The sequence below is a fragment of the Sphingomonas sp. BK481 genome (genome assembly GCF_014194875.1).
In the GTDB taxonomy this organism is placed as follows: domain Bacteria; phylum Pseudomonadota; class Alphaproteobacteria; order Sphingomonadales; family Sphingomonadaceae; genus Sphingomonas; species Sphingomonas aerolata.
In genome coordinates, this window is record NZ_JACIAP010000003.1 from 60144 (window position 1) to 85511 (window position 25368).

The 25368-nt window shown below is 62.4% G+C and carries 16 protein-coding genes; 4 read left to right on the forward strand and 12 right to left on the reverse strand.

Annotated features, from left to right (window positions below):
- Window positions 1–16 precede the first annotated feature (16 nt).
- Window positions 17–445, reverse strand: a complete 429-nt coding sequence (locus FHY04_RS06620; RefSeq protein ID WP_183935900.1) for a hypothetical protein — start codon at window positions 443–445, stop codon at window positions 17–19.
- Between the two features lie 216 nt (window positions 446–661).
- Complete coding sequence (locus tag FHY04_RS23030; RefSeq protein ID WP_183935901.1) at window positions 662–892, reverse strand: helix-turn-helix domain-containing protein; 231 nt, start codon at window positions 890–892, stop codon at window positions 662–664.
- 640 nt (window positions 893–1532) lie between these two features.
- Between FHY04_RS23030 and FHY04_RS23035 the strand changes: the two genes are divergently transcribed.
- The 3 genes from FHY04_RS23035 (at window position 1533) to FHY04_RS22470 (ending at window position 4239) form a co-directional block, all read left to right on the forward strand.
- On the forward strand, window positions 1533–1640 hold the full coding sequence (locus FHY04_RS23035) for a DUF4113 domain-containing protein (RefSeq protein ID WP_349983892.1): 108 nt from the start codon (window positions 1533–1535) through the stop codon (window positions 1638–1640).
- Window positions 1641–1705: 65 nt separating this feature from the next.
- Window positions 1706–3952, forward strand: coding sequence for a hypothetical protein (locus tag FHY04_RS06635; RefSeq protein ID WP_183935903.1), 2247 nt, complete (start codon window positions 1706–1708; stop codon window positions 3950–3952).
- A gap of 155 nt (window positions 3953–4107) precedes the next feature.
- Window positions 4108–4239 carry a hypothetical protein gene (locus tag FHY04_RS22470; RefSeq protein WP_260171370.1) on the forward strand — a complete coding sequence of 44 codons (132 nt, stop codon included), beginning with the start codon at window positions 4108–4110 and terminating at the stop codon, window positions 4237–4239.
- 146 nt (window positions 4240–4385) lie between these two features.
- Here the strand turns inward: FHY04_RS22470 and FHY04_RS06640 are convergent, their stop codons facing one another.
- The gene (locus FHY04_RS06640) at window positions 4386–5798 is read right to left on the reverse strand and encodes a hypothetical protein (protein ID WP_183935904.1); all 1413 of its coding nucleotides are present in this window, start codon (window positions 5796–5798) and stop codon (window positions 4386–4388) included.
- Between the two features lie 167 nt (window positions 5799–5965).
- Here FHY04_RS06640 and FHY04_RS06645 point away from each other — a divergent pair, with 167 nt between their 5' ends.
- The gene (locus FHY04_RS06645; protein WP_260171405.1) at window positions 5966–6487 is read left to right on the forward strand and encodes a DNA-binding domain-containing protein; all 522 of its coding nucleotides are present in this window, start codon (window positions 5966–5968) and stop codon (window positions 6485–6487) included.
- Window positions 6488–6494: 7 nt separating this feature from the next.
- Here the strand turns inward: FHY04_RS06645 and FHY04_RS06650 are convergent, their stop codons facing one another.
- The 9 genes from FHY04_RS06650 to FHY04_RS06690 all read right to left on the reverse strand — a co-directional run bounded on the left by FHY04_RS06650 (window position 6495) and on the right by FHY04_RS06690 (window position 24852).
- Window positions 6495–7655, reverse strand: coding sequence for an RES family NAD+ phosphorylase (locus tag FHY04_RS06650; RefSeq protein ID WP_221211689.1), 1161 nt, complete (start codon window positions 7653–7655; stop codon window positions 6495–6497).
- Window positions 7656–7702: 47 nt separating this feature from the next.
- Window positions 7703–8848: a helix-turn-helix domain-containing protein gene (locus FHY04_RS06655; RefSeq protein ID WP_183935907.1), complete on the reverse strand. Its 1146-nt coding sequence runs from the start codon at window positions 8846–8848 to the stop codon at window positions 7703–7705.
- A complete protein-coding gene (locus FHY04_RS06660; RefSeq protein ID WP_183935908.1) occupies window positions 8845–10626 on the reverse strand; it encodes a class I SAM-dependent methyltransferase in 1782 nt (593 codons plus the stop codon). The genes FHY04_RS06655 and FHY04_RS06660 overlap by 4 nt, the downstream gene beginning before the upstream one ends.
- The gene (locus FHY04_RS06665; protein WP_221211690.1) at window positions 10623–10814 is read right to left on the reverse strand and encodes a DUF6961 family protein; all 192 of its coding nucleotides are present in this window, start codon (window positions 10812–10814) and stop codon (window positions 10623–10625) included. The genes FHY04_RS06660 and FHY04_RS06665 overlap by 4 nt, the downstream gene beginning before the upstream one ends.
- Window positions 10815–11070: 256 nt before the next feature.
- Window positions 11071–13938, reverse strand: coding sequence for an ATP-binding protein (locus FHY04_RS06670; protein WP_183935910.1), 2868 nt, complete (start codon window positions 13936–13938; stop codon window positions 11071–11073).
- A complete protein-coding gene (locus FHY04_RS06675) occupies window positions 13935–14528 on the reverse strand; it encodes a hypothetical protein (RefSeq protein ID WP_183935911.1) in 594 nt (197 codons plus the stop codon). Before FHY04_RS06675 ends, FHY04_RS06670 begins: the two co-directional genes overlap by 4 nt.
- Window positions 14525–16306 (reverse strand): ABC-three component system protein, encoded by a 1782-nt coding sequence (locus tag FHY04_RS06680; protein WP_221211691.1) that lies wholly within the window; start codon window positions 16304–16306, stop codon window positions 14525–14527. The genes FHY04_RS06675 and FHY04_RS06680 overlap by 4 nt, the downstream gene beginning before the upstream one ends.
- 675 nt (window positions 16307–16981) lie before the next feature.
- Complete coding sequence (locus FHY04_RS06685; RefSeq protein ID WP_183935913.1) at window positions 16982–20647, reverse strand: NACHT domain-containing NTPase; 3666 nt, start codon at window positions 20645–20647, stop codon at window positions 16982–16984.
- Between the two features lie 65 nt (window positions 20648–20712).
- A complete protein-coding gene (locus FHY04_RS06690) occupies window positions 20713–24852 on the reverse strand; it encodes an NACHT domain-containing NTPase (RefSeq protein WP_183935914.1) in 4140 nt (1379 codons plus the stop codon).
- Between the last annotated feature and the right edge of the window lie 516 nt (window positions 24853–25368).

Here is a 25368-nt window from a genome sequence, read left to right on the forward strand (position 1 = left end):
ATTTCGTGGACCGCCGTCAGCTTCGCGCGGTACTCCGGGTCGGCAAGGTCACGCTGATCTCGATGAACGTGACGGTGCCATCAGGTGCAACCAATTCGACGTCGATGGTGTAAACCTGCTTTTTACCTCGCCGCGTGAATTCGAAACGTACCGACTCCGATGCGACCCGAACCACGGCGAAATCCACCTCGGCGCGTGTCAGGAAATCGTACTGCGCCGCACCCTGCCAATGGAGAACACGTCCGGCCTTGCGGCTTGTGTACCAGCCATTTTCATGGGCGAGTCCGCCGTTGAAGGTGCGCAGGGCACCTCCATAGTCAGCCCGGATCATTCGGACATGGTGCGCATCGCTATGTTTGTCGCGGGTGAACTTGGGTATTGAGCCGCTGTTCGGGTCCAGAACGGGCTCCGGTAGGTGATCGTGGTCTGCGGTATTGATTGTCATCGATCGTTCCTTCGATCTCGCAATCGGATGCGATAGACGTGAGGGGACATGGTCCGGGACGGCCTCGAACCTTGACAGGTTTCACGGAATGAAGGAGATCAGCGCTCGTAAGGTCTCTGATCTTCTATGGGCCTCGCTGGTTGCACCCGGCGGGGCCTTTTCATTTCCGTAGCTTGGGAATGTTTCCGCGCGTCAGCGCGACCATCTGCTACGACATCATCGATCTCCTCCATCCGGTTGAGGATAATGCGAGGGCCAAAGCTGGGCTGGGGTGAACGCGGCCGCTTCGGCAATGGCCTCTTCCACCCGGCGTGAGCGCACCAGGCCTTTGGAAACTCTAGTGACTGTACTTGGACTGACGCTCAAATCACGGGCAATCTGCGACAACGAAGTCCCACGGCGTTCCAACGCCCATTTGATGTGCCCGTGCCAACTTTCGCCGCCCATTGCCTGCCTCACTGGGAAGTGATTTGCGCCAAGTCGCAGCGGCAGTTTGCCCTCACGACATGTATGCGATTCGAATCATGATTCGACCTTCCCGTCAAGCGCAACAAATTAACGCAAACTATTGACGGCTATTTACAAGGTTATGATACGTAGACTTAATATTCGAAAAGGTTGTTTTTGCTATGCAAATAATCTTTGTATTAAAATGTGTGCCTTACCTTTTGTGATTAAATATATTTTATTGTCCTATGATTCTAATTAGCGAAATATTGCGTTTTTAGAAAAATGCCATCGAAGTCTGTTGGTATTTGGCAAAACCATCTTTTGCTCGAACATGTTCTAGCAAATGTTAAAACTTATACCGCACGTGACGGGCCTAGATATCAGCTGTTTTTAAAAGCTGACTTCGGCAATGTCTCAGCCTATCGAAAGACGATTTAAGCCACTGTGAATAGGCCTTTTTTAGATGTTGCCGGAGGTGGATATCCGGCGGGGCGGCTGTCTACGTCAAGATTGATTACGGAGCCTGGTGGAGAACGGCCTAGCCGCTTACGGGCGCTTCGGCGGAGTAAGCGGACGCTTGTTCATCAAGCTCCCGATGGCAGCTACGCGCCCATAATTGGCTGCTGTGGCGGCGGGTGTGCAACAGGGGGCGGTGGGGGCCAAGCGCCTCTGGGCGATGCGGCGTGCGCGCCTCTCGCCTTGCTACACGACGCGGCTTGGGGATGTGGTGAAAGCGCAGGCGTGACTGCTTACTGAAATGAACCTCACGTCGGTGGTTCCGCCTTAAGCCCCAGTCTGACATGATGGAGCATGACGATAGGAATCGACGGCTCAATTCTAAGTGCTAGCGCTGACTATCCGCTGCATCGGCTGGGCTGGAAGTCGTTTCAGGACCTGTGCGTCAGTGTGGCAGAGGAGTGCCTTCGCCGACCCGTGCAAAACTTTCTGCCATCGGCAGATGCAGGGCGTGACGGTGCGTTCGTAGGCAAGTGGGACGGCGACGATCCAGCGTCAGGCGAATCGACCATCCAATGCAAATTCACCTCCAAGGAAGGCTTGAACCTTAGCCTCTCAATGTTGTCCGACGAACTACCGAAGGCAGCCAAACTTGCGGCAAAAGGTCTAGCGCACGACTATATTATACTGACCAACCACCCGGTCACCGGTGCAAGCGATCTTGCCATCCGGGAGGCTTTCCAGAAGGAAGGTGTAGGGCGGTGCCGGATTTTCGGTAGCGACTGGATCAGCCGCCAAATTAAGACGTCACCGCGGCTCCGGATGATGGCTCCGCGCTTATATGGAATGGGCGATCTCACTGAACTGATAGACGCGCGCGCCTACGAGCAGGCGCAGTTGATCCTGAGCGCAATGGGAAACGATCTGGAGCGATTGGTTGTGACCGATGCTCACCGTCGCAGTGTCAGGGCGATAAGCGAACACAACCTTGTGCTGCTCCTAGGCGCACCAGCGGCCGGGAAGTCTACCATCGGGGCTAGCGTTGCGATCGGCGCGGCCGACATTTGGCAGAGCAATACCATACGTGCGACCTCGCCCGAGGACGTCCAGCGGCATCTCGACCCGAAAGGCTCCCAGTTTTTTTGGATCGACGACGCTTGGGGTAATACCCAGTATCAACAGCAAACGGCAGAGCGCTGGAACCAGGTCTTTCCCCTTATGCAGGGTGCTATGCGCCGGGACACGCGGTTTCTGATAACCTCTCGTGACTACATTTGGCACGCAGCGCAACGTGACCTGAAGCTCAGCGCCATACCAACGCTGCGCCAAAGCCAGGTTATCATCAATGTTCAGGAGCTTTCGACCGCTGAGAAGGCACAGATGCTCTACAATCATCTAAAAATGGGCGATCAGCCCGCCGAATTTCGAGCAGCCGTAAAGGATTTGTTGCCGACCTTGGCTGAGCGCAAAGATTTTTTGCCTGAGACGGCCCGGCGCTTTGGTTCACGATTCTTCGCTGACGGCTTAAAGACGGATGCAGCGAGCGTCGAAAAGTTTTTTGCAAAGCCGCAGGACTTTCTCTTTGACACGGTGGTATCTCTCTCGATCGACTGCCGGGCAGCGATCGCGACCGTTTTCCTGAATGGCGGGACCGCTCGGTCTCCCGTCAGTTCAGAGAATATCGCTGCAGGCGCGACGGCCTTCGGCGCGGAGCCTGGGGCTGTGCGTGCACAGCTGGAAGCCTTGGACGGAAGCCTACTGCTGTTAGCGCAAGACAAGGCGGGCGGCTTTTGGACGTATAAGCACCCAACCGTCAGCGACGCTTTTGCCAAGTATCTCGCTAGCAAGCCTGAATTGGTGGAAATTTACTTGCGTGGAGCTAAGCCCTACTCAGTCATCTACGAAGTCGTTTGCGCGGGTATATCAATCAAAGGGGCTCCGCTCGTCATTCCCGATACCTTGGTCAACATGCTTGTCGAGAAAATTGCAGGGATCGACAAAGGCTTTCTCAGAACCTTCGTAACATACCGTGGAAATCGGACGTTTACCGAGGCGGTGATCGAGCGACGGCCGGACCTGATGAGTGGGTTAAGCAGCTTTGTCACTCCCATCAAGGACGATCCCGACTCACAGTTGTTGGCGCGATTACATGCCCTCGGTTTGCTGGATGAAGAAACTCGCGCCAATTTCGCCGCAGCCGTAATTGATGCAATTGCCGACAGCGCAGACAGCAGCATCTTCGAGGAGTCTGGCCTAAAAAGCGTTTTGAATACCGATGAGTTGACCATCGCTCGGCAGACAGCAAAAACGGAAGTTCTCGATAAGGTTGGCAATCACGTGGCTCGCCTGAAAGTAGAATGGGATAAAGAATATCCACCTGAAGATTATTTCTACGATCTTGAAAAGGCCGTTAAAAAAATCGCAGAAGACGTGTCAATCAATGACACCGCTGCGCTAGCGGCGCTTGGAAAAGCGGTGCAGATTGCCGTCGCCTCTATGGAAGAAGACTATGAGCCTGCGTCTTCCACATCCGCGCCTGTAAGCAGTTCGACGCCGCGGTCGTCAGGCCTGGCTGCACTCTTTCGCGATGTGGATGAGTGAAATTTTAAGGCAGCGCGAGCGTATGCTAAATAGGTCGACCCGGCCCTCTTCGATCAGAGTGATAGCTTATAAGCTTGGCCGCCCATCTATATGAGTTCGTATCGTTGTCTTGGATCGCGGACAGCCAGAGAGAGGGCATGGAGTCATCCCGCGCAATGATCATGGACACCCACGGCCCGTTCCAGCAGGTCGATGTCGAGGAAGTGAACAAATACATGTTAGGCGAGCGGCGTTGGCTTCGCAGCGATTCCGAGGTGCTGTTTGTGCAGGATTCGTCAGTTAACTAGGGCATCCCCAGGCTTCATTATGACTAGCCGGACCGCTTCTCCGGGCCCAAATCGTCGGGGACCAGCGGAGGCCTGCCCTGGCATCGGCGTAAAATAGACGAGACATCTCACTGGCTGATCCGCGGGTACGCAGGAGAGCTGTCATATCAGGCCGCCTCGCTGTCTGGATTGAGATCGATCGCGGCCCAAGCAGGCAATTGATCGAGATCAGCGAGTTCCGCGCGCAGCAGCCCGTCGTAGACTTCGGGAAACAGCCGTTCAGCCGCGTCCCATATCGGATGGCCTACGGCAACCTGCTCCGCTTCGGCGCGGGCTTTCCCGAGCGCGGTCTGGAGTGAAGGTCGGGTCAGCACATGCCGTGCGGCTGTCCCGGCAAGCATGGTCTCAATCAGATCGGCATAGCGCTTGTAGAATTCGCCGGAGAGGCGGGCGTTGAGCATCTCCAGCAAGGCGTGGTCGCTCTTGTAGCGCGTCACATAGACCTGCTCGCGGCCGGTCTCGGCGCTGCGCTGGATCGAAAACAATATCGCCATCAGGTCGAGGAAATGCGGGCGACCGCGCCGCAGATGCTTGCGATACCAGGCATCCTTCCAACCCGAGAGTCTTGGCACGAACATGCGGATTGAATCCCAAGCCGGGCCGAACTGGTTGTCGATCGGTGCGTCCTCGAAATCGAACGGTGCTCCAGCCTCAAGGATGTCGAGCCATTTGGCGCGGCCGGCAGCGCAGTGGTCGAGAAGCTTCTTCGTGCGGCGATCATCAAGAAACATCGCGCGGCCATTGCCGCGATCGAGATCGGTGAGTGCGACCAGGCGGGGTTTGAGCCAGCCGCCGTCGCTTTCTAGATAGCAGGACAGCACCAGCCCGCCGCGTTCGAGCGAGGCGGCATGAGCGACGGCATCGAATAGGAAGGCGTTGCCGCGCTGGAACCTGACGACATCGCGAAACCCTTGCGGCAGCTCGTCGGCGAGATCGCTGAACACCCAGATTAGCGACACGCCTTCGCTGCGATAATGGAGGTGGCGGGCGGCGATCTCGAACGCGAAGGGCTTAGAGAGCTGCACTTCGACGGCGAACTTTCCGATATTGCCCAGATCGGCGAAGACATCCGGATAGCGGCCGCGCTCCTCGATCGCGGGTTTCAGATATTGGTCCACCGTCACCTTGATGGCGCGCGGGTCCGCCCGGAAGATGTCGGCGATGGTGTCGCACATCCAGCGGTGCCGGGCGCATTCCTGCTGCCCCCTATATTGCGCGGCGCGCGCGTCGTCCGGGACGAGGGGTTTGCCCTGATACCAGGGGCAGTCCGGCTCGGCGTCGGCGTAATGTGCGAACAGCGGGACATTGCCCGCCGCCGTCGCCTGCGCCTTTATATAAACCGGGCTCTTGCAGATCAGGCACCGCGCGAGCGGTCGATCGGGCGCGCTGCTACGCCGCAGGTTGATCTCGCCACGCAGATGCTCCCAGGCGGCCGGCTCCATCGCCATCAAGGCATTGATCGTCACCTCACCGCGTGGCGCTTCAAAAATCGCGGACTGGATCGTGCGCTGGCGTTGCATCTCGCATTTCCAACTGTTGATATTGGTGCGGCGACTCGCAATAGTGTTCAATATTTGTTCTCACGGCATCGCACTTGAGTCAAACCTAGACCAACCGGGCAGCGACCCAGCATCGCGTCGAAGGTTTCGGAGTTTGCGGTCGGGCTTTCTGAAGGAGAATCGTGACGATGGCCGAAGGCGCTTCCCGCGAACAGCAATGGGACTTTTATGCCCGCCAAACTGACGTGGCGAAGAAGCGTGCGATGAACCGACTCACGCTGATCAATCAGATCGAGGCGCTCGTGGAAGCGGGCATGACCAAGTCCGCCGCGGTCACTGCGCTCTCCGGCCTTGGCGATGCAAGCGCGGCGAGCATCTGGAGCTGGCTCAGTGCCGTCGCTGGGATCAACCGGCATGATCGCCTCGCCTATCTCGTGCCGCGGTTCAAAGGGGGAGGGTGCCCCGCCGCGATCGAGACGCGGCTGCTGGATCGTCTCGCCGCCGACTATTTGCGGCCGGAGCGACCGAGCTGGGCCGCGTGCGTGCGCCGGGTGAGAGTGTTCGCCGAGAGCCAAGGGATCGCGCTCCCGCATGCGCGCACGCTCTGGCGGCGCCTCTGTAAACTCTATGACGGCCCGACCATAGCGCTGCATCTTGGCGAGCAAGTGCCCGCCTGGCTGGTCCGACGATTGCCGGCAAACGACCGCTAGGGCCGCGCTAGGTCCAGCGCGTCGGTATCGCCGTTGCGACGTCGGAGAAATAATAGTGTAGTCGGTCGACCTGCTTCACCGCTGACGTGCTCTCGTCATACTCGAATGCCCAGGGATCGAAGGCGCAAAGATTGATGCCGCTGCCCACCGAGCTCCGGTAAATGACGCCCTCGAAGCCGTGACGAATGAGGACATCGGCCAGGAGCTGCGTCGCGGCGTAACGATGCCTCTCCTCAGGGATCACCGGCGCACTCAGCAACGAGTCGATGTGATAGATCAGCGCGAAAAGGTCCAGGCGGGTTTCGGAGGACGAGAACGGCCCGATCGGGAGATCGAACCGTGCCACACGCAGATCCTTTCGGGCGCGAAAACCGCCCACCGAAATCAGATGGCTCGGATGCGGCCGAATCTCCGCCAGCGCGGTCTCGATCTCCGATGCGATATACAGGACGGAAACGCCTTGCCGGTTGGTTCGCCCAGCGGACGCTCGCGGTGGCAGCAAGGCCCCAATGTCTGACCCCTTGAAGGGGTATGCCACGCGGGTGATCTCGTTGAAGCCGACATGGGTGAGCCTCTCGACGACGCCGATCCGGCCTCGATACCAGAGCGAACCCGAGGATACCTCGGCGGCAATGTCACCTTCGATACGCGCCACCAGCGCTTCCATCGCAGATTCGACCTCATGAAAATTCTGGCGCTCAAGCCGACGCTCGATGTCGTCGAGTTCTGAGTTGCGCGTTTCGGGAATGGAATATTGAATGAGGCGGCCAGTCTCGTCGCTGCCTGCGTAGAGGCAGATGCCCTTGTCGGAGTCTGGATAGATGTCGCCCTCCCAGGTGATCCGGTGGATCAGGTCGTCATTATAGTCGGGCGACGTTGCGACCCCGACGATTGGGTTCTTCTGGTTGAGCAGGATGTCGTCGATCGAGGTGCCGCCCCAATGGCCGTTATAGTCCTCCTCATTGAAGTGGAGCCGGATCAGCGCGCGGATGAGATTGCGCAGCGGCTCGAATTGCGCGGGGTTGAACACGCCCTTGTCGGACGACGCGCAGGCGCCACACACGCCCTCGGTTATGTCGCTTTCGACCAGCGCCTTCACCTCGGGATGCTTGGCGCAGGCCGCGCACAGGCTGACCTGCTCAGGCGCCCAAACAGGTTCGTCGCTCATTATCGTCATGCTTCCAGTTGGTCCTGTTTCGGCTTTCTGGCGCGCATCTAGCTGTCACCGCCGAAGGGGCTGGCCGGCCGCTCAAATCCAAAGGCGAGCCAGAAGGACCGTAATAGCGGGAGCAGGGCGGCGCGGTTCATTCGTTCGATCATCAGCGGCGGGAGCGTCGCCTGGTCCCGCCACGCCGGGTCTGACCAATATTCGCTCGAGACGACCAGACGGTAATCCTTGATGCCGGTGATCGTCGCCATCACCAGCCAAGGGCCGTCGATCCCGTAGTGGTTGAGCCAGGAGGCGCCCGAAATGGCGGCATCGAGCAGCCCGTCTTCGAACCGCTGCGGCCAGACCAGCTTGGTCTCGGACTTCTTGAGCTCGTCGACCACCCGGCCGATCGTCCAGACCATATCGGTGCGGCCGGTCCGGTGCGTAACCGCATAGGACCTCACTGCGCCCTGTTCGCCAGGATTGGTGTGCAGCAGCACCCCTTCGATCATCCGGATCGCTTCCATGTGACCCGAGGGCTTGTGCGGGGCTAGGGCATGTTCCGGGGTGACATCGAGGTCGCGCGCCTCGCGAAAAGTCGTGGTAGGGATCAGCGAGACGATGGCGGTCGGTTCGCCGCCAAGGAAGATCGGCAGATCGCAGCGCAGCGCTGCATCGACCGCTTCGAGATGGAGCGCGCGGAGCCGCGTCGGCAACGCCTCGCTCGCTGTGAAAGCGTCACGCAACTCCTGCGTGTCCATCTCATATTTGCCGTTGCTCTTGCGGCCAAAGAAACGATTGGTGCGCGCGAAGATGACTCGATGCGGCGCGATCGTGCTGGCGGGCACACGGATCAGCATCACGCCGCCTGCTTCACCGCAATCGATCCAGCGCAATTTGATACCGGGCAGGCGAGGCTCGACGCCGGCGAGTAGCACTTCCTCCCAGCGCAACACTTCCTTATCGGGGTTGTCGATCTTCATACCGGCGATGATCGTGGCCACGCCCTTGGGCGCGTCGATGCCGAACAGAATGTCGCTGCCCTGCGCATTGGCGAATGAGGTTACATCGGCGAGGAATTCCTTGCGATCTTTCTCGCTATTGCCGGGCAGGTCGCGCTTGAACTCGAGGGTACGGCGCTCGGCGACGCCGTTGGCGATCAGCGCCTCAATATCGCTCTTGGCGATGTCCTCGAAACTGCGCGGTATCATGCTAGGGAGGCTCCGGCGGTGTTGGCTAGTACGGACATTTGGCTGCGCAGGCGAGTCCATTCGGGGACCTGCTGATCCTGCCGTAGGCGCAGGCGCCGCCATTCGAGCGCGGTGTAGATGTCATCGAGGCTGGGATCACTCTCCACCGTCAGCGCTGCCGCAGCTTCGCGCAGGAACCGCGGCCCGAGGCTCGCATCGTCGAGCCAGGCGGTCTGCCACCAGGCGAGGATGTCGCCACGCGCGCCAGCCATGGTCGCGAGCGAGGGCAGGCGATCGCGCTTCTCATGCTGGTTCACGCGCCGGTCGCTCGGCATCAGATTCCAGAGATCGCCGCACGGCCAGGCCGACCACGGTAAGCAATGATCGATATCTAGCCGGCCGCGATTAAGCGTCGCGCCCGACCAGACGCAGGTGATCGGTGTCCCTTGTTGTTGAAGCCGTTCCGCCGCGGCTCGGCCGAGAGCGGTGTCGCGGAGCGGCTCTTCCCAGACCAATGCCGCCTCGGCCTGCCCGTACGGGATGGCGCGCGCCATGCGATCGCCGTAGCCGCGCATCAGCCGCGCCCACTCGTTGACGAGCACGGGCTCGATCCACGCGCCGAGGCGGGTGAGCGCGCGCCAGATATGTCCGGGCACGGTCAGACTACCCCATAGGCGCAGCGTCTCGACGTCGAGCGAGAGACTATTTATAGTTCGCGGCGGCCGCGTCCGGGTCGCATCGAAAATCCGCCGCTCGCTGGCCGGATAGCGCGTGAAGTTGACAGGCATGTTGGTGATCGTGTTGGCGGCTTCTGTGATCGCCGCGGCCACCGCCGAAGCGCGGGGGCCGGCGAAGCTCGCACCGGGGCGCAGATCGAGTGCACCGACCTGGTCCGCTAGCAGGGCTCGGAAGCCCGCTTTAGCAAAGCCGAGGCCGTCAGGTCCGCTGTTCTTCGGCGCCTGGGGCAACTGCGCGCGCACCAGCGGCACATACATGCGGATCCAATTGAGCGCGACTAGCCCCAGCGGCACCTCGACCACATCGGCGTCGGTGTCCGATGGCCGGGCGGCGGCGTGCGCCAGGTCGGCGATCCTTGCGACCGCGCGCAGCAATGCCAGCTTATAGGTCGAGGATTTGTCGTCGCCGAGGATGATGCCGCGGAGCAGCGGCAGCGCGCCGCTGCTGTCGTCGGGCATCCGGAGTACGACATGGGTCCATCTAACGTCACCCCGACCGATCCGGTCGCCGCTCGGGGCCGCGCGCAGCACCGCCACGCCGTTGAAGCGCGCCAGCGCTTCGACCTCGCCCAAGCTGACCGCGAACATGGGCCGGTCCGGTGGTGGCTCGCCGTCGCGAAGCGACAGGAGCAAAAGCCCGCCGGGCTTCAGGAGCGTGGTAAGCTTGCGGAACGCGCGGGCGCGGTCGGCCGGCGCGATATGCTGCCACACCGCCGACACCAGGATCAGATCATAGCCGAGCCCGAGGCCATGGACCTTGCCCAGACCCGGCAGGCGATCGTCGAGCCAACGAATATTCGGCTCCGTGTGCCGGCGCATCGCTTCAGCGCGCATCGCACTCGCAGGTTCGACCGCGACCACCCCATAACCAAGGCTGGCCAGCCAGGCGGCGTCACGGCCCGATCCTGCGCCGATATCTAGCGCGAGCTTGCCGGCCCCGGTCTCGGGCAAATATGCGAGCACCGGGTCATGGACACGGACCAGTTCGGGATTATCGTAGCGCTTGGCGAGCTCCGCCGCATGTGCATCATAGACAGCAATCGACGAGTCGCTTGCGCTCATGCTGGGGCACTGGTCCGGTATATGAGCGCTTCTAGCCGGGCGGCGATCTGGCGGAGCCGCTCGACCCCGTCTGTGTCACCGGCAAGTGCCAGGGCGCCGATCCGGTCGGCGACGAAGCGCGGCGCGGCTTCGCCGCGCAGCTTCTCGAGCGCGAGGGCTTCGGCCCAGCGGAATTCACCCGGTGTCATCATTGAGGCGCCAAGCTATCAGATTCGCGGTCGCGCCCATAGCGGGCATAACGCAGACCTCCCCAAGCGCTGACCGTCGTCGCGAAGCCAGTGTCCGGCTGTTCGGACGAGTCCGCTTTCGAGAACCACTAATGCGCCCAAGGTGTCTGCAAGTGGGTCTTCGCGACGTTGATGTCGAGCGGGTGATAACACGCCGCTGATACACGCCTGCGGTGAATTCTTCGGCGCGGCCACGTCGGTTACGATGTCGAAAGAATCAACTGAGAGGATAGATGTTTTTCAGCTCAACCCCGCTGCGGCTGTTCCCGTCCAGCTCGATGACGCTGAGGGGCCGCACTGACCCTTCGGCCGTTTCGACGCTGTCTATGCCAGCAAATTTCTCGATGAGATGACGCGCCAAGGCCCGGCTCGATGTGGTGATGACCAGATTCACCGACCGGCTTTCCTCGAGCACCGTGGCCCGCAGAATGTCGAGCAGGCCGACGCGATTGAGGTCGTCGAGATGGGCCACCGGTTCATCGAGGAAGAACGTCCCGCCGAGGCTGCGCGCACGCGCCAGGAAGAGGGCAAGTGCAAGGTCCTGGCGCTGTCCCTGGCTGAAGTCCTTGCCCGGGTCGAGCTGTGCGTCGCCGGCATGCGCCAGCCAGTGGAGAAATTCGCTGTCCTCGCCGAGATTGATGCGATCATAAACGCGGTTGGCGTGCATGCGCGCGAACAGCGGGTTTACCACCTTGGCAAGATCCTGGACCTGCCGCTTGCTGATCGTGGTGTAAGTATCCTGAAACATCGCCTGCGCGCGCGTCGCAGCGGCAATACGCGCCGTCATCCGCGTCTGCTGCTCCAGCGCGGGTTCGATGGCGGCTCGTAGCGAGACCAATTGCGCACGGCGCGCTTCGGCGGTCCAGGCGGCTCGCGCGGCTTCGATATGCGCCTCCGCGCGGGCGAATTTGTCCTGCTCGTTCTTCAGCTCGGTCTTGAGCTCTGCAAACGCAGCCTCGCTCCAGGTCTGCTCCGGTGCGGCGACGTCCCACAAGGCCTGGAGTTCGGCCAGCTCGCTTCCCTTCGCCGCCAACTGCTCGCGGCAGTCCCGCAGTCGCTGCTGGATGCCGGCATATTCTGCGCGCAGCCGATCCCGCAGCGTTGTCGCGTCCTCACTGTCGCGGGCCAATCCCGCCAGATGCAGCTGCAACACATGATCGCGTGCGCCGATCTGAGCCAAGACTCGTTCGACCAGGTCGGAAAGCGGTGCCTGCTCTGGGAGCAACTGCGCTGTGTCGACGGGAACCATGGGACGCGCGATCGCGATCTCTTCGTCGAGCGCAGCGAGCGCGTCGGCGATGTCGAGGCGCAAGCGCTGCAGGCCCAGTTCGCCCGCAGAAACCGACGCCGGCAGCCCTGCACTCTGCAGCGAAAGTGCGCGGCGTTCCGCGGCGTCCGCAAGCGCTGCACGCTCACGGTCCAGCGTGGCAAGCCTGGCATTTGCCGCCTGCGCGGTCGTCAGCTTCTCTGTCGCCATTCGGGCTGCTTCCATCGCAGCCTGCGCCACCGCTTCGGCCTGGTTTGCAAGCTCGGGGATAGTCGAAAGCGCCGCTGCGATTGCATTGCGTAGCGCATCCGCGGTCTGCCAGTCATGCGCGCAAACTGGACAGCTGCTTGCTGCATGGCCATGATCATGCGCGAGCAGGTCGCGCGCCGCCGATTGAAGCCTGGACAAGGGTGCAGCCGCGGCGTCGCGCTGCTGGTTCGCAGTTGCCGCCAAGCGTTCCGCATCGGCAGCCTCGGCCCGCAAGGCAGCGAACGCCGTTTCGGAGACAGTGGCCCCACTGGCAGCCTCGCGCTCGACGTCGAGCAGACGCAGCCGTTCGGCCTCTCGGTCAGCCTGTTCCAAGCCGGCGGAAAGGGCAGTCAACAGTGCGCGGCGCTCAGCGCGCGCATCGATGGTCCACCCTGTCTCGGGCAGACCGGCGCGCAGAGCGCCAAGCGTGACGGGGACAGGATCGAACACCGGTGCCCTGTGTATGATCGAGAGCATCGCAGCGCCCCGCCGCGCCAGCCGGTCGCCAGCCGCCGCGAGCGCCTGACTCGCGGCGGTGACGCTTTGGCGTTCGGATTCGCTCGCGGCGACCTTGGCAGCGGCGGCCTGACCGTTCTTGCCCATCTCGGCAAGTTCGGCATCGAGCTTCAGCTCTGTTGCCTTTGCGGCGGCAACGGCCTGCTCGAGCGCCGTGCGGCTGGTGCGACGAACCTCTACCGCACTGAGGGCATTGCGCCGGCGTTCATTCTCATGCCGGCCGCGCCGTTGCAGCGCCGTCAGCGCCTCCAGCCTATCGGGGAACGGCGCATCGGAAGGGGGCATATCCGCAGCCGTCGGTTCGAGCAGGACTTCGGCTTGCGCGGCCTCGCCGATCGCCGACGCCGCCGTCGTAGTCGGCGACGTACTGCGCTTGAGTTCCTTTTCGATCGCGTCGGCCTCGGCCGACCGTTGCTGGGTTAGCTGAACCTTGGCGCGCAGCCTCGACGATAGCTCGGCCGCATATTTCTCGAACTGCCGTTCGGCGTCGAGCAGATGTCGGATCCCCAACAGATCGGCAAAGACCTGCGTGCGCCGCTCGATCGTTTCATCGTCCGTATCGACCAGGGCGGCCAGTGCCTCCGCACTCAAGAACCGGGTGCCCTTGAGCCAGCGCTGACGCAGGCTGATCGCAGTAAGGTGATGGGCCTCATTGGCAGCGGCGGCCGGTGCGAGCAGCGCTAGGAGATCGTTCGGCCGTTGCGGCACCATGAGCCCGTCGATCTCGAACGCCGCCGGGGATTGGCTGCCCTCGGCGATGCGCGAAAGTTGATAGGCCTTTCCGCCGACCCGGACATTGGCAGCGACGTGGGGCTTGTGCTCGAGCCCGGTAAACTTCGAGCGCAACACCTCGGCGTCGAAATCCTTCTTGTCCTTCAACCGGTCGACCTGGCCGGTCAGCAGCCACTCCGCCGCTTCGCACATCGTTGTCTTGCCGGTGCCGTTGGGCGCAAACACCAGCGTCAGCGGCGCGCGCAGATCGAACTCGAGCACCTCCCCGATTCCGCGAAACGCACCGACCGTGAGCGACGAAAGGCGGACCCCGCGCGTCATGCCGTTTCGTCCTGGATAACGGTCGCGGGCAGGCCCAGCGCGGCGAGGTCTTCCCACACCGCCTGAGCTTCACTGTCGATCTTGGGCCACACCAGCTCGCCACCACTCGACGGCATCGTGTCGGGTAAACCAACGACGGTCACGTCGGCCACGCGCAGCCACGTACCTGCAGCCTCATCGGGGTCAGCCTCGCCCGCTGGCCAGATCAGGTGCTTGCGGCAAACCTGCGACGACAATTCAAGGCGCCTAACGTCCTCACTGGCATCCGCTGCCGGTGCGGCCGGCAACGCAAGCACAAGATAGCCGTCGATCGGCCCTCGCGATTGCGCCTCGCCGCGCACGAGCATCTCGTCGAACCAGCCTTGCCCATCGCGGGCGGCCGCAATCACGCCGGCAGCATCGCTCGCACCGCACGGCCACAGGACAAGTCGGGCATAGCTCGATGTCCACAAAGTCGTCCCCGTCGGGACCGCATGCTCGCCCGCCGCCACGGGCAAGTCAGCTTGCTGTAACCCAACCTTCGCGCAAAGCTCGTCGACCTGCGCCACGGCAAGGTAGAGATTTCCGACGGCAGGCTGGATATCTGTCATTCCGCAACATCCTCGGCAAAACATGCGTCGATCTGCCCAAGCAACGTCGCGACGCGCCCGGCATCGGCGCCTTCTTCGAAATCGGCATAGACGTCCGCGACGTTGGCGAGGCCGAGACTCGCAACCCGCCGCAGGCTTCGCGCCGCGGTGAAGTCGTCCGCGCGCGCGGCGAGCGATCCGCCTGCGGCCAGTTCGGCACCCGACGAAGGCGCGGTGCTGATATCGTCACGGCGGTCCTGCGGGATCTCGCCCGCGACCAGATCGCCGTTCGGTCCCGCGCCCAGCACGATCAGATCCGGATGTTCGCCGCCGGGCAGCATGCGCCACGCGGCAAGATCGCGCCGCATCGCCAACCGCGACTTGTCGGGCGAACGCCAAACCAGCAGATGCTTCTCATTTGCCAGCCGCAATTGGCCGGTCAGCTTGGGGTTGGCCTGCCAAGAGATTCCGTCGATCGACTTAAGTGTGGCAACGGCGTGGATACCCGCCTTGAACGCGACGCTCGTCTCCGCGACGTGGAGCCTGTCAGGATCTTGCGGCCGGGCGGGAGCGACCCCGCTCAACGTCGCATCAAGCAGCGCTTCCGGCGTCGGCTCTGCCGCCGCGTGCAAATGCTCGACGAGCAGATTGAGACCAAGCTGCACGCGCGGCGCTGATGTGGCAACCGGCGGATAACGGCGCAGGAAGCGCGCAATCTCGCCCGCCGCGGGCGGCGGCGTCGGGCCAGTAAGTGTGGCAAGCCCGGCATTGCCGATCGGGCAACTCATATTGCCCCGCCAGGCGAACTTGCCCTTTACTGGCGTAAACGGTCCCCATGTCACATGCCCGGTGGTCGCGCAGGCTTCAGTAACCCGGACCACACCGCCTGCGATGCCCATATCATTGAGCGCGCGTACTGCCGGCAGATCGTCCTGCCCCTTGGGCAGCGCATCGAACGGAACGTAAAGACCGCTCAGACTGCGCCATTTATCACGGGCTTCATCCGCTTTTGGTGCATCCGCAGCAATGTTGCACAAGGCGACTGCTCCCGGCCGCCCGGCGAGCACCGTGTTGAGCAGCGAGTTCACCGCGGCGACCCAGTTGACGTTGTACCCGCTCTGCAGCAGCGATCCTACCACTAGCGCAGGTCGGTCGGCGGTAGTCGCTGCAAGCGCGTGCAGGATCCGCGCTTGCGGCGAGCCTGCATCCTGCGCCGCCGGCTGCAGCAGATCCGCGCAGATCAGCGGAAAGATATCGACGTCGCCGAAAGCGAGATGGAGGATGGCGCGGCCTTCCTGAAGATCGGGCAAGTTTACCGCTTCGACCGACTGCTCCAGCACATTCTTGAGATAAGCAATGCAGTGCGTGGCCTCGCCTGGCGCATGCAGCCAGCACCATCCACCGTTCACGCGCTGGATATCGCTGATCGCGCCATCGGCTTCGCGCCAGCCAAGGTGGCGTTGCGTGGCTTCACCGGCACCTGCGGCCTGCCAGTCGAGCACCGACTGGCCGATTGTCGCGCCGAAACCGGCCAGCAGGATGATCGGGCGCGTCGACGCACGAACTAGCGCGTCGATCGCGGCCCAATCGCCCGACCCAAATGTATATTCTGGAGCGACGACCAAAACCGGATCCGCGCCCGGGATCATACGCTGCAGCGCCGGCACCGCATGGTCCGGGCCCCCTACCAGCAGATCGCGCACCGCGCCGATCGCCAGAGGCCGGGGATGATCGCCGTCGACCGCGGCCGCCGATGACGGCAATTGCAGCAGACAAATTCCGAGGCGGCTGGCTGCCAACAGCGGAGCCGCGACATCTACCCGCGTGACGCGATCGGAAAAATGGAAAGTGACGTCGGGCACTTACTAGGGTTAAACTCGCGTTTTGGGAGGGATGATCTTAGCGCGAAAGAAAATCTGCGTCATGCGTCATTGACGTTGGATTTACATACCGAAGCGGCACCGGACATTAAATGCCCATAGACGTCAGCTAGCACGCATTGTCGATTCAAAAGCAGTCAGTCCGGTGTCGGCCAATTCTGTCGTTCGTTGATCCCGATTATGCAGGCGCCAAGTGGCGGCTCTTGGCAAGATTTTCCATTCGACACGTCGCTGGCGAGCGGCAGAAAAGTCCTCACTTCTGGTCATTCCACGGCCGTTCGTCGAGACGTCGAGCGGACATTAACGAATGGCAGAAGTTGGCCGTTCGAAAGGGCTGCTCGAATGACCGCAGATAGGTCTCGGTCGCCTCGGCACATTTCGACCAGCTCAAGACATTCAGCGTTGGCGATGGGAGCGTCGGCTTTCGCTGAAACTCGCCATTCGGCTTCAGCAAACCGGCCGGTCGGCTTTGCGCCCCAATTTCGGCCTTTCGGAGCGAGCTTACGCGATCAAAAAAGCGGTCATTTGGTCAATGCCTGTCGAACAGATTTCCGCGGACGCCGACCGGACTTTTGCAGTCCGATCACCTCCACATCATACCTGTTTGCGCTTGTCCCTCTCCGCTTCCGCGACCTTTCGAACATCACTTCGCTGATCGCCCAGCGCTGCCGTAAGTGCGGCATCGTCCAGGTCCCCCAAAGCGATGCGCAGTTTCAGCAGCGCCTCGAGCGGACTTGGCCCCTGGACATTCTTGTCCGGCTTTTTCGCCTCATGAGCTTGCCAATCGGCGTAGGACGCCGCGGCAGGCGTCGCATCGATTACCTGACCGTCCTCGACCAAAGCTAGCCCGAGCTCCGCTGCCGCGGTTACCGTCGAGGCGTAGCGATCATCGAGGCCCAGTGCGATCGCGGCACTGAGACCTTCTGTCACTGGCGGCCTGAGGCGCTCCAGCACGCCAAAAATATACTCAGCGCCCCATGGAAGCGGTGACGAAAGGCGCTCGACAAGCACCTCGGTTGCACTCTTTGCCGAAAGTTTTGCGTGGGCGATCTCCGCCCCAGCCCAAAGCGAAGCCCCCCGCGCACCCGCCAATATCCGGCGCGCATCATCCTGGGTAATCTCGACCGACTCCAAAAGGTTGCCCGCGACATAGGCCAGCCATTTCGACCCGTGCCGGACAGCGGTTTCGAGGTGCCCCTTCTCCATGGCCAACGCGCTCGCCTTGTCCCACTCAAGCCTTGGCATGTCGATGGTCGGGAAATGTAGCGCGTAAGGCTTCGCGATCGGGTCGAGATCGAGGAAGCGGACTACTTCGCGCGCCTCCTTCGCCAGCGTTGCACCGTCGATGGTCGAGATCGCCACCATGGCCCGCATCGCGGTTTCAACCGCACTCTCGTCATACGGGTCGGACCACTGGCCCAAATCGCGCTCGTTCACCCGACCGAACTGCGACAAGGAATAATATCCGGCGAACTGGAGAAACCGTTCAAAAGGATAGTCAGGCTTGGGCTGAGCGCTGTCCTCGTCCAGGGCCACGGCAACCGCGAGGGCGCGCAGCGCTCTGTTATGCGCTCGGCACTCGTCCTCAGGCGGATTGAGGAACCGATCCATCAGACTTTTCCCGCCTGTTTCCAGCGCGCGTAACGCGCTGTAACTGAGCCCGTGCGCACCTAGGATACGAGCAATGCGCGACTGGGTATTCGACCCCTGGAAGGCCTCATGCCGCAGATATAGCTCTGCAAAGGCTTCCATGGCAGCGGGCGGCTGAGCTTCGAGCGCCGCGATGCCGACGGCGCCAACCAGATCTAGATCGTCCGTCGGGCGCAGTACGAACATCCCACCTTTGCTATATCGCGAATCGGTATTGGGCAGCAGGTCCGCAAGCGCTGCCTCGAGACGATCCGCGCTGAACCCCGTCTTGTCGGCGGAGACGCTACAGGCCCAGGCGGTCAGCCGGGTGGGGAAGTCCTTGGCTCTCAGTCGCTCCGCCGCCAGCGGCAGGACAACAGTTGACCGCCGAGCCGCCAGCTTCATTACGGCGACGCCAATCGCAAACTTCTTCTTCGCCCCCGCTTCGATCGCATCGAAGGCCATGATCGCGAGCTCGCTTGCGACCGTGTCGTCGGTCCGCGCGTCCGGGTCGATCGCCACGGCAAGCGCGCGTTCCACTTGCCCGTCATATCCAGCAGAGCCGCGCGCCAGGAACTGGCGTGCGATATCGTTCCCATAGCCCAGCCCGCTGGCAAACGTCGTCACCTCGGTCCAGTCCGGCAATTCAATGATACGCGCCAGCTCGCCTGCCCGGGCCTCCGGTTCCATGCCCACGATATGACGCGCGGCTGCGAACTCGGCGAAGGTCTTATGCACGAAGGTCAGCATCTCGACGCCGTCATGGTGAACGGCCTCGATCAGCCCGGCGCGCTCCCAATAGCGAAGCGCAGCCTCGACAATGCTGGTCGTGGCGAGCTTGGTCTTGCCCAGCGCGGTCGCCAATTCCTGTGCGCCGCGATCCACCAGGCTGACCTTTGCGACAAGCGGGTCCCCGACCACCGTCCAGCCCAGCACGTCGAGCACATAGCCTGCGATCTGCGCCGACAGATCCTCCGGGCGCTCAATCCCGTCGCCGCTTTCGAACAACGCGATAAGCTGTTCGTAGAGTTTGGGCCGTGTCTCCGGAAGACGCCCTTGGCGATGGAGAAGCGACGCCGCCATGCCGAGAGCCAGCGGACTTATCGCTATCGCATTCGGGTTGGATGTGCCCTCGAGTTCCTTGCGCGCGAGTTCGTGCGCTTCCCCGCGCGACGACTCATCGGACAGAGCAGCCAGCAAACTGCCGAGATTGTACGAGCCGGAACTGCTGCTCGGTGCGATGAGCCGATAATGCTGCCACTTAGAAAGCTGCGTCGATGTGTATCCGATCGGCCTCGTCGTGACGATAATTCGCGCCCTGGGATGGCCCACCGCATAGGCCTGGATTCCAGCGGCCACCGCTTCGTGCCGGGCGCCGCAATCGTCGAGACCATCCGCGATCACCACGATGTCCGAAAGGCGTGCGCGATCGAAAGCCTCGACCGTGACAGGCGATCCATCTAGACCGAGCGTCTTGAGCGCGGACTCAAACCCTTCGCCGCGCAGCATTGCCGCAGCCACCTGCTTCAAAGAGACGAGCAGGACCGGATAACCGTCCGACGCGTACTCATATGCCAATTTTGTCGCGAGGGTCGATTTGCCGAGACCGGGTCCGGCCTGGATCACAGCCCGGCGGCGAAAGCGTCCCGTCCACTCAGCGTCATATTCCCGGTCGGAACGCGGACCGCCCAGTGACCCGTCGTGATAACGAGCCAGGGCTTTGTGGGCACTTTCGGCGGTTGGCAGCTCGAACGGTATCTTGACCATCAGCATGTCGAGCAGCGCCGACAGTGGGAGCCGTTTGCGCGTCGCCGAAAGCGTGAACCCGTCGCGGGTCTCCATGACCCAACGCGCTAGACGTGAGGCAATTCCCGCCGCACCGTCACTGTCGCTCAGCACAATGCCGTTCGATGTCAGCAGACGGATCAGGCGCGGCATGTCGGCACGGCCGCGCTGCTCCATCATAGTCACGGCATCTTCGTACAAAATCTGCCAGACGTGATCCGCGTCCGCCGCAGTTTTGCACGTCGCGGCGAGCAAAGTGCTGGCCAGCCGTCGGTCCACGTCATCTGCGGCCAGCCCGTGCACGACCTGCACCCGCAGCCGGGAGCATACCCGCTGAGGATCGAGCCCGTCCTTTAGAAGCCGTGCGAGCCAGTCCTTGCCGATCCCGGACAGCATGTCAGTACGCCCCTGGCCAATCCGCTCGATGTCTCGGGCCAATTCTCCGCGAACCGTCCCGCTGCTGTCGGGAGCCACAGCCAGCACACCATAACCGAGGCTGCCGCTCGCCAAGGCCAATGCAAGGGCGTCGAGGGCTTCCCAAAGCGCTGCGCCTTTCTGCAGGCCCTTCTTGGCCTGGACCTCCACGACACGACCGTCTGCGAGCTCGAGACGAAGATCATCTCCCGGGCCCTCGGATTCAGCCCAGATCGCGATAGGCGTGTCATCGACTACGCCCCGCAGCCAGCCAAGCGGCTTGCCCGCCAGAAGATGGGCCGCCGCGACTGCGGTGAGGGTCGCCTGGAAATTGGTGCCGCCCGCGGCGGCAATTCCACCGCCCGGCTTCTTCGCCTTGGACGCAGTCTTCTTTACAGGGACGGATGCGCCGGATTTCTTTGGTAGGGCCATGGTGAATTCTCGATAACGACGTGACCGCGCACGGTCACCGCAGTGCAGGGTGGCCGGCCGACATACTAGGCAGGCGGTGGGCCGGATTTTGATTTGGGTGAACGGCCTGCGCGCTTGGGCGCCGGCGCCTTGGTGTTCGCCTTGCCGGTCTTTCCAGCCTTTGGCTTGGCCTTCACCTTGACGTTGCGCTGACCGTCAGGCGAGCCGGTGACGTTGATCACGTAGACGTCGATCTGGGATCTCCGACCTTCAGGAATACGATCGATCAGCATCCGTCTGAGTTCGCCAGGGCTCGTCGGCATGGTCTCCCCGGCCGGGTGCGCCGGGAGGTTTTTTCCGGGCACGTCTCCGAACCACAACACGATATAGACGCCGCGCCCGGATGCCCGCCAATCATGCGTGTAGCGCGCGTCGAGCTGTTCGACCGGCGCATCCCAGACATCCTTGTGCCACTGCCCCTTGATCTCGACAGGGAGCCCGAGCGGATCCTTGGCAACAGAAATGTCGGCGCGGGTTTGCCCGGGCATCTGCTCCTCGGGTCCGAAGCGCACCGATTTGGGAAGCTCGCCCGAAATCTGCTCGATCAAGCGGTTCCGGCAGTAGTTCTCGATATGCGGCTTTTCATCCTTCCAATAGACAACCCAGCTGTCGAGGCCGCTTCCCTCCAGCTTCCTGCTCAGCAGCGCGATCCTATCCCCGAGGAATGCGCGCAGATCGTCCACGCTCTGCGGATCGTCCTGCATCGCGACCGCGCGCAAAAGGACGACGTCGCTTGGCCTGTAGTCATGATCGCTACGCACGCGTAGCTGAAGCTTCGCAGCGTGCCGAAGCGACTCTTCGTGACCATTTGCCACCGTCTGACCGAGATGCGCTAACATATCAGTGGCAGCTGCCTCGGGCATCGCGCCCAGCTGATAGATACAGGCGTCGATGAAGCGGCTGGCGTCCCATTTGTTCGTATCGCCCGACGTGATCCCATCGGGGCGAGCCGTATAGGGCCAAAGCGGCGCGAAGCTGGTGACCAAAAAGCCGAGCTGCGCGATGGACAGCCGCGAGAGATTGAGATTTCCCCAGCGCGTCAGGGCTCGCCTCACGCCCCAGAGCAGTTCCCGATTGTCGCCAATCGCTTCGCGCAACACGTCGGCCCGTGCCTCGAAATCGAGGACGAACTCGGCGCATAGCCAGAGATCGACGGCATCCCGGTCGGCGCAGATCAGGTCGCGGGATGCAACGACCACCTTGCTGGCAGCTACGTAATCGGCGGAGGCAAGGATGGCCAGCAAAAGATCTGCGAGTGCAAAGCTTGGAACCTGCGGAAACCGCAGTAACCATTCGCCGGCCAACTTGGCGGCCAGTTCGGTGAAGTCCGGCGTGTGTGTCAGCAGGTAAAGGTCCATCACATGGGCTGCGCTGACCTCAAGCTGCGGCTCGATACTGTCCCTGAAGAATTGCTCGGTCGCCGCCTCATCCGGTAGTGCTGCGGCCTGCAACGGTTCGCCGATGCCGAAATGGTCGGTACCATTCGACTCCGGATCGCGGCGCCAGGCCATCCAGGCCGATGCAAGCGTTGCGTACGGTAAATCAGCGATATCCTCACCGCGGCGGAGCATTTCGATCACTCCGACGACTAACGGAAGCTCGGCATAGTACCGACCGTTTCCGGCATGCTCCGTGGCGATCTCGCGCGCCGTTGGAAGGTCGGTGCGGTGAGCCGCCGCGACGAAGCCGTCCAGGACATTGCCCGCCAGTGCCTCGCCCAACAGAACTGCTATGCGCTTCGGCCCGTCGTCCCCGTCCTCGTTCAATTCGTGGAAGCGCCCGAAATAGGCTCGGGCCGGCGTGTCCAGCGTGCCACCATGCCCTTTGGCGATGTCGTCAAGATGGTCAGCGAGAAAGGTGCGGTGTGAGGCAAAGACCTCCGACCGCCGCGCTTCCTCCTCGGCCTCCCATTCCAGATCCTGGGGATCCTCCTCCTCCATTGCGGGCGCGTAGGCCTCAATCAGCGCTAAACGCGCAGCGTCTCCATGCGCGCCAGCGATCGCAGCTGCCCTGACCTTCTCGGGTAGCCCGTCTCGCTGCCGCGCAATGCGCAAAAGGTCTTCCCAGACTTTGTCATTTCGCCCCTCAGTCGCTTCCGTGGCGTGCCACTGCTGCAGCAGGAAAACTATGTCATCCTCGCTGGGCAGCAGACCGAGGCTCGAATCGGCGAGCCTGAAATAAGCCCGCCATGCATCCTGGTCCTTTGCCTTGAGCAGTAGCTCTGCGAGTACCTCGCGACGCAAATCCAGCTGCTCGCTGAAAAATTCACGAAGCCTCGTGCGGCGCTTTTGATCATAGCCCTGCCTGCCGTCGAGCCAGCACAGCCAGCGAATGCACTGGCTTGCGCTCGGCGGCGGCGCATGGCCAATCCGTGCGATCGCCAGCGCGCGCACCAGATCGCCCACCAGCCCCGCGGATTGCCCGGCGCCGCGCATGAACGGCTGTGCCTGCGCGGCGATCTCGTCCAGCCACGCATCCAGGACTGCGGGTCTCCGCTTCGCCAGCGCGCGGGTCGAGAAATGGACGCTGCGAATCTGCCGGGCCTCCGCTCGGCTCATCGGCTTCAACGTAAGCTGTGCTCGCGCAAGGACGACTGCGACCGCCTCCGCGACAGGCACGTCCTCGGTGCCGTCGTTCACCAATTCGTCAGCGGCAAGCCGGATGGAGTTCTGATCACCCAATTGCCAGAGCGCCCGGACCAGGTCCGCCCAGCTCTCGATCAGCCCAGCCGCCTTCATCGCGTCGAGAGCGGCATCACGCTGGTTGAAGCTGCGCGCAGGGTCGAGCAGCAGTGCGGTCAACTCAGCCTTCATGTCCGCCGCTAGGGCACTTCCCGCCAAGGCTTCGAGGAGTAGCGCGCCGAGCGCGACGTGCCGGTCCCGGACCGCGAGCAGGCCAAGTATCTCGGACTTCAATTCGGGGCGCATCAGCGCGCTGGCGGGATGACGAGACCAATCTTCCGACCGGAAATAGGGATCCTCGTGCGACAACGCGGCCAGCGCCTTCAACAACGCGCGCGCATTCGCGAGCGGCATGCTATCGCCATCGCCGTAGCGCAGCACCCCATACGGATCGGCGGCGATGCATCGCTCCGCCAGCTCGGCGCTGAAATGGGCCGTCCAGGCGTGCAGCCCGCGAAGCGAGGTGGGCACATTCGCGCCCTGCAGCATCAGCGCGTGCAAACGGGCTGCCGATGCACCTCGCCCGGCGCAACCGGCAATCCATCTGGCGGCCAGGAATTCGGCGATCACCCGGTGCACGGGTACGAACAGGCCCTCGCCATCACGCTGGAAGAGGCGCGTCTTCAGCGCATCCTCTATTGCCTCGCCCATCGGCAGGGTTCGGATACCGGACGCCGCCGCATACCCGGCGGGCGCCTTGGCAGGCGGACCGACGAAGACGCCGAGCTTGTCGCCCAGCAGGATCGCGGCACACGCGGCACCGGCCGCCTGGAGCAATTCCTCCGGATCGCGCAGCGCATGCGCCCGATCCTGATGCCGCGCATTTTCCTCGCTTAGCAGCAACCTCGATGCGGCATCGAGCAATCCTGCCCGGCTGGCCGGCAATTGCTGCTCGGACTCCGCGATCTCGCCGATCAGTCGCAATGTGAGAGGGTTGCCGTAAATGTCCCGCAGACCATGCGTTACCAGATGCTCAAGCACCGCGTCGGCGTCGACCGACGGGAAACGCGTCTGCAAATAGTCGCGTGCCTGGTCGACGTGGAACGGCTCGAGCACCAGCACAACCGCATCGCGTCCATAGTCGTCGCTGATCCTGGCGCGGTCGGTCGCTCCTCGCCAATCCGCCGCTCTGCACGACAGGATGAAAGCGGGATTGCCGAGCTCGGACAATTTGGTGAGCACCGCCTCGACGCCCCCGCCAGCGACATTCGCTCCGATTTCGTCGACCCCGTCGATGACCAGCGTGGTGGCGTCACCAACCAGCAGCTGCGGATTGGCATTCCGAACAAAGCTGCCCGCGCGCAGAAGCACATGGCCCGTGGTATCGCCGAGCGTGTTCATCAGCACACTCTTCCCGGCGCCCGGATCTCCGACGATCACGATCGGAGCGGGCAGCGCCGCGATCTGGTCTTCGCCGAGACCGCTTATGCCGTCTGCACCCCGGTCCCAGGATAGTCGGCGCGCCAGAGGGGGAAGGTCGGACATGGATGAATCTTTACCGGGCCAACCTTGGATACGAAACCTGTTCGGTTGCTTCGTCCACAGCTTTCACCGCCGATTCCGATTACTTCTCGTGTAGCTCTACGTTTCAGCGCGTGCTCGGGGCGGGGGCTTCCTCTGAGGCCGAGCCCCGTGGTCTCGGCGCACCTTATCTGCGGGGAGCGTCCCGCAACAATGCGCACGGTCCGTTTTGGCAGTTTGGCGACTATGAGCAGTCAGGCCGCAATCGGCCCATCTCCAGTCGATTTCCGATGGCCGTTCGGGGAAGCACTGGACGTCCGCTACTAGCGCGACCTGCCGTTCGAGGCATCACCTCGTAAGGGCAGGAAAGTCTCACATTTCGCCGTTTAGCCGGGACCAGCCGGAGCCGACGGGTCCGTTCTGCTAAGATGAATGAACGGCCGAAGTTGGGAAGCGGGAAAGGCGGTCTGAATGGCCGGTTGTGGGTCTTAGGGACCACAGCCCCCTAATCCGGCGCATATGATCTTGTAGGCATATCTC

Excerpts from the sequence above, each read along its gene's own strand:
- FHY04_RS06620 (WP_183935900.1), bottom strand. The coding sequence starts at position 445 with ATGACAATCAATACCGCAGACCACGATCACCTACCGGAGCCCGTTCTG.
- FHY04_RS23030 (WP_183935901.1), bottom strand. The coding sequence starts at position 892 with ATGGGCGGCGAAAGTTGGCACGGGCACATCAAATGGGCGTTGGAACGC.
- FHY04_RS06635 (WP_183935903.1), top strand. The coding sequence starts at position 1,706 with ATGACGATAGGAATCGACGGCTCAATTCTAAGTGCTAGCGCTGACTAT.
- FHY04_RS22470 (WP_260171370.1), top strand. The coding sequence starts at position 4,108 with ATGATCATGGACACCCACGGCCCGTTCCAGCAGGTCGATGTCGAGGAA.
- FHY04_RS06640 (WP_183935904.1), bottom strand. The coding sequence starts at position 5,798 with ATGCAACGCCAGCGCACGATCCAGTCCGCGATTTTTGAAGCGCCACGC.
- FHY04_RS06645 (WP_260171405.1), top strand. The coding sequence starts at position 5,966 with ATGGCCGAAGGCGCTTCCCGCGAACAGCAATGGGACTTTTATGCCCGC.
- FHY04_RS06650 (WP_221211689.1), bottom strand. The coding sequence starts at position 7,655 with ATGAGCGACGAACCTGTTTGGGCGCCTGAGCAGGTCAGCCTGTGCGCG.
- FHY04_RS06655 (WP_183935907.1), bottom strand. The coding sequence starts at position 8,848 with ATGATACCGCGCAGTTTCGAGGACATCGCCAAGAGCGATATTGAGGCG.
- FHY04_RS06660 (WP_183935908.1), bottom strand. The coding sequence starts at position 10,626 with ATGAGCGCAAGCGACTCGTCGATTGCTGTCTATGATGCACATGCGGCG.
- FHY04_RS06665 (WP_221211690.1), bottom strand. The coding sequence starts at position 10,814 with ATGACACCGGGTGAATTCCGCTGGGCCGAAGCCCTCGCGCTCGAGAAG.
- FHY04_RS06670 (WP_183935910.1), bottom strand. The coding sequence starts at position 13,938 with ATGACGCGCGGGGTCCGCCTTTCGTCGCTCACGGTCGGTGCGTTTCGC.
- FHY04_RS06675 (WP_183935911.1), bottom strand. The coding sequence starts at position 14,528 with ATGACAGATATCCAGCCTGCCGTCGGAAATCTCTACCTTGCCGTGGCG.
- FHY04_RS06685 (WP_183935913.1), bottom strand. The coding sequence starts at position 20,647 with ATGGCCCTACCAAAGAAATCCGGCGCATCCGTCCCTGTAAAGAAGACT.
- FHY04_RS06690 (WP_183935914.1), bottom strand. The coding sequence starts at position 24,852 with ATGTCCGACCTTCCCCCTCTGGCGCGCCGACTATCCTGGGACCGGGGT.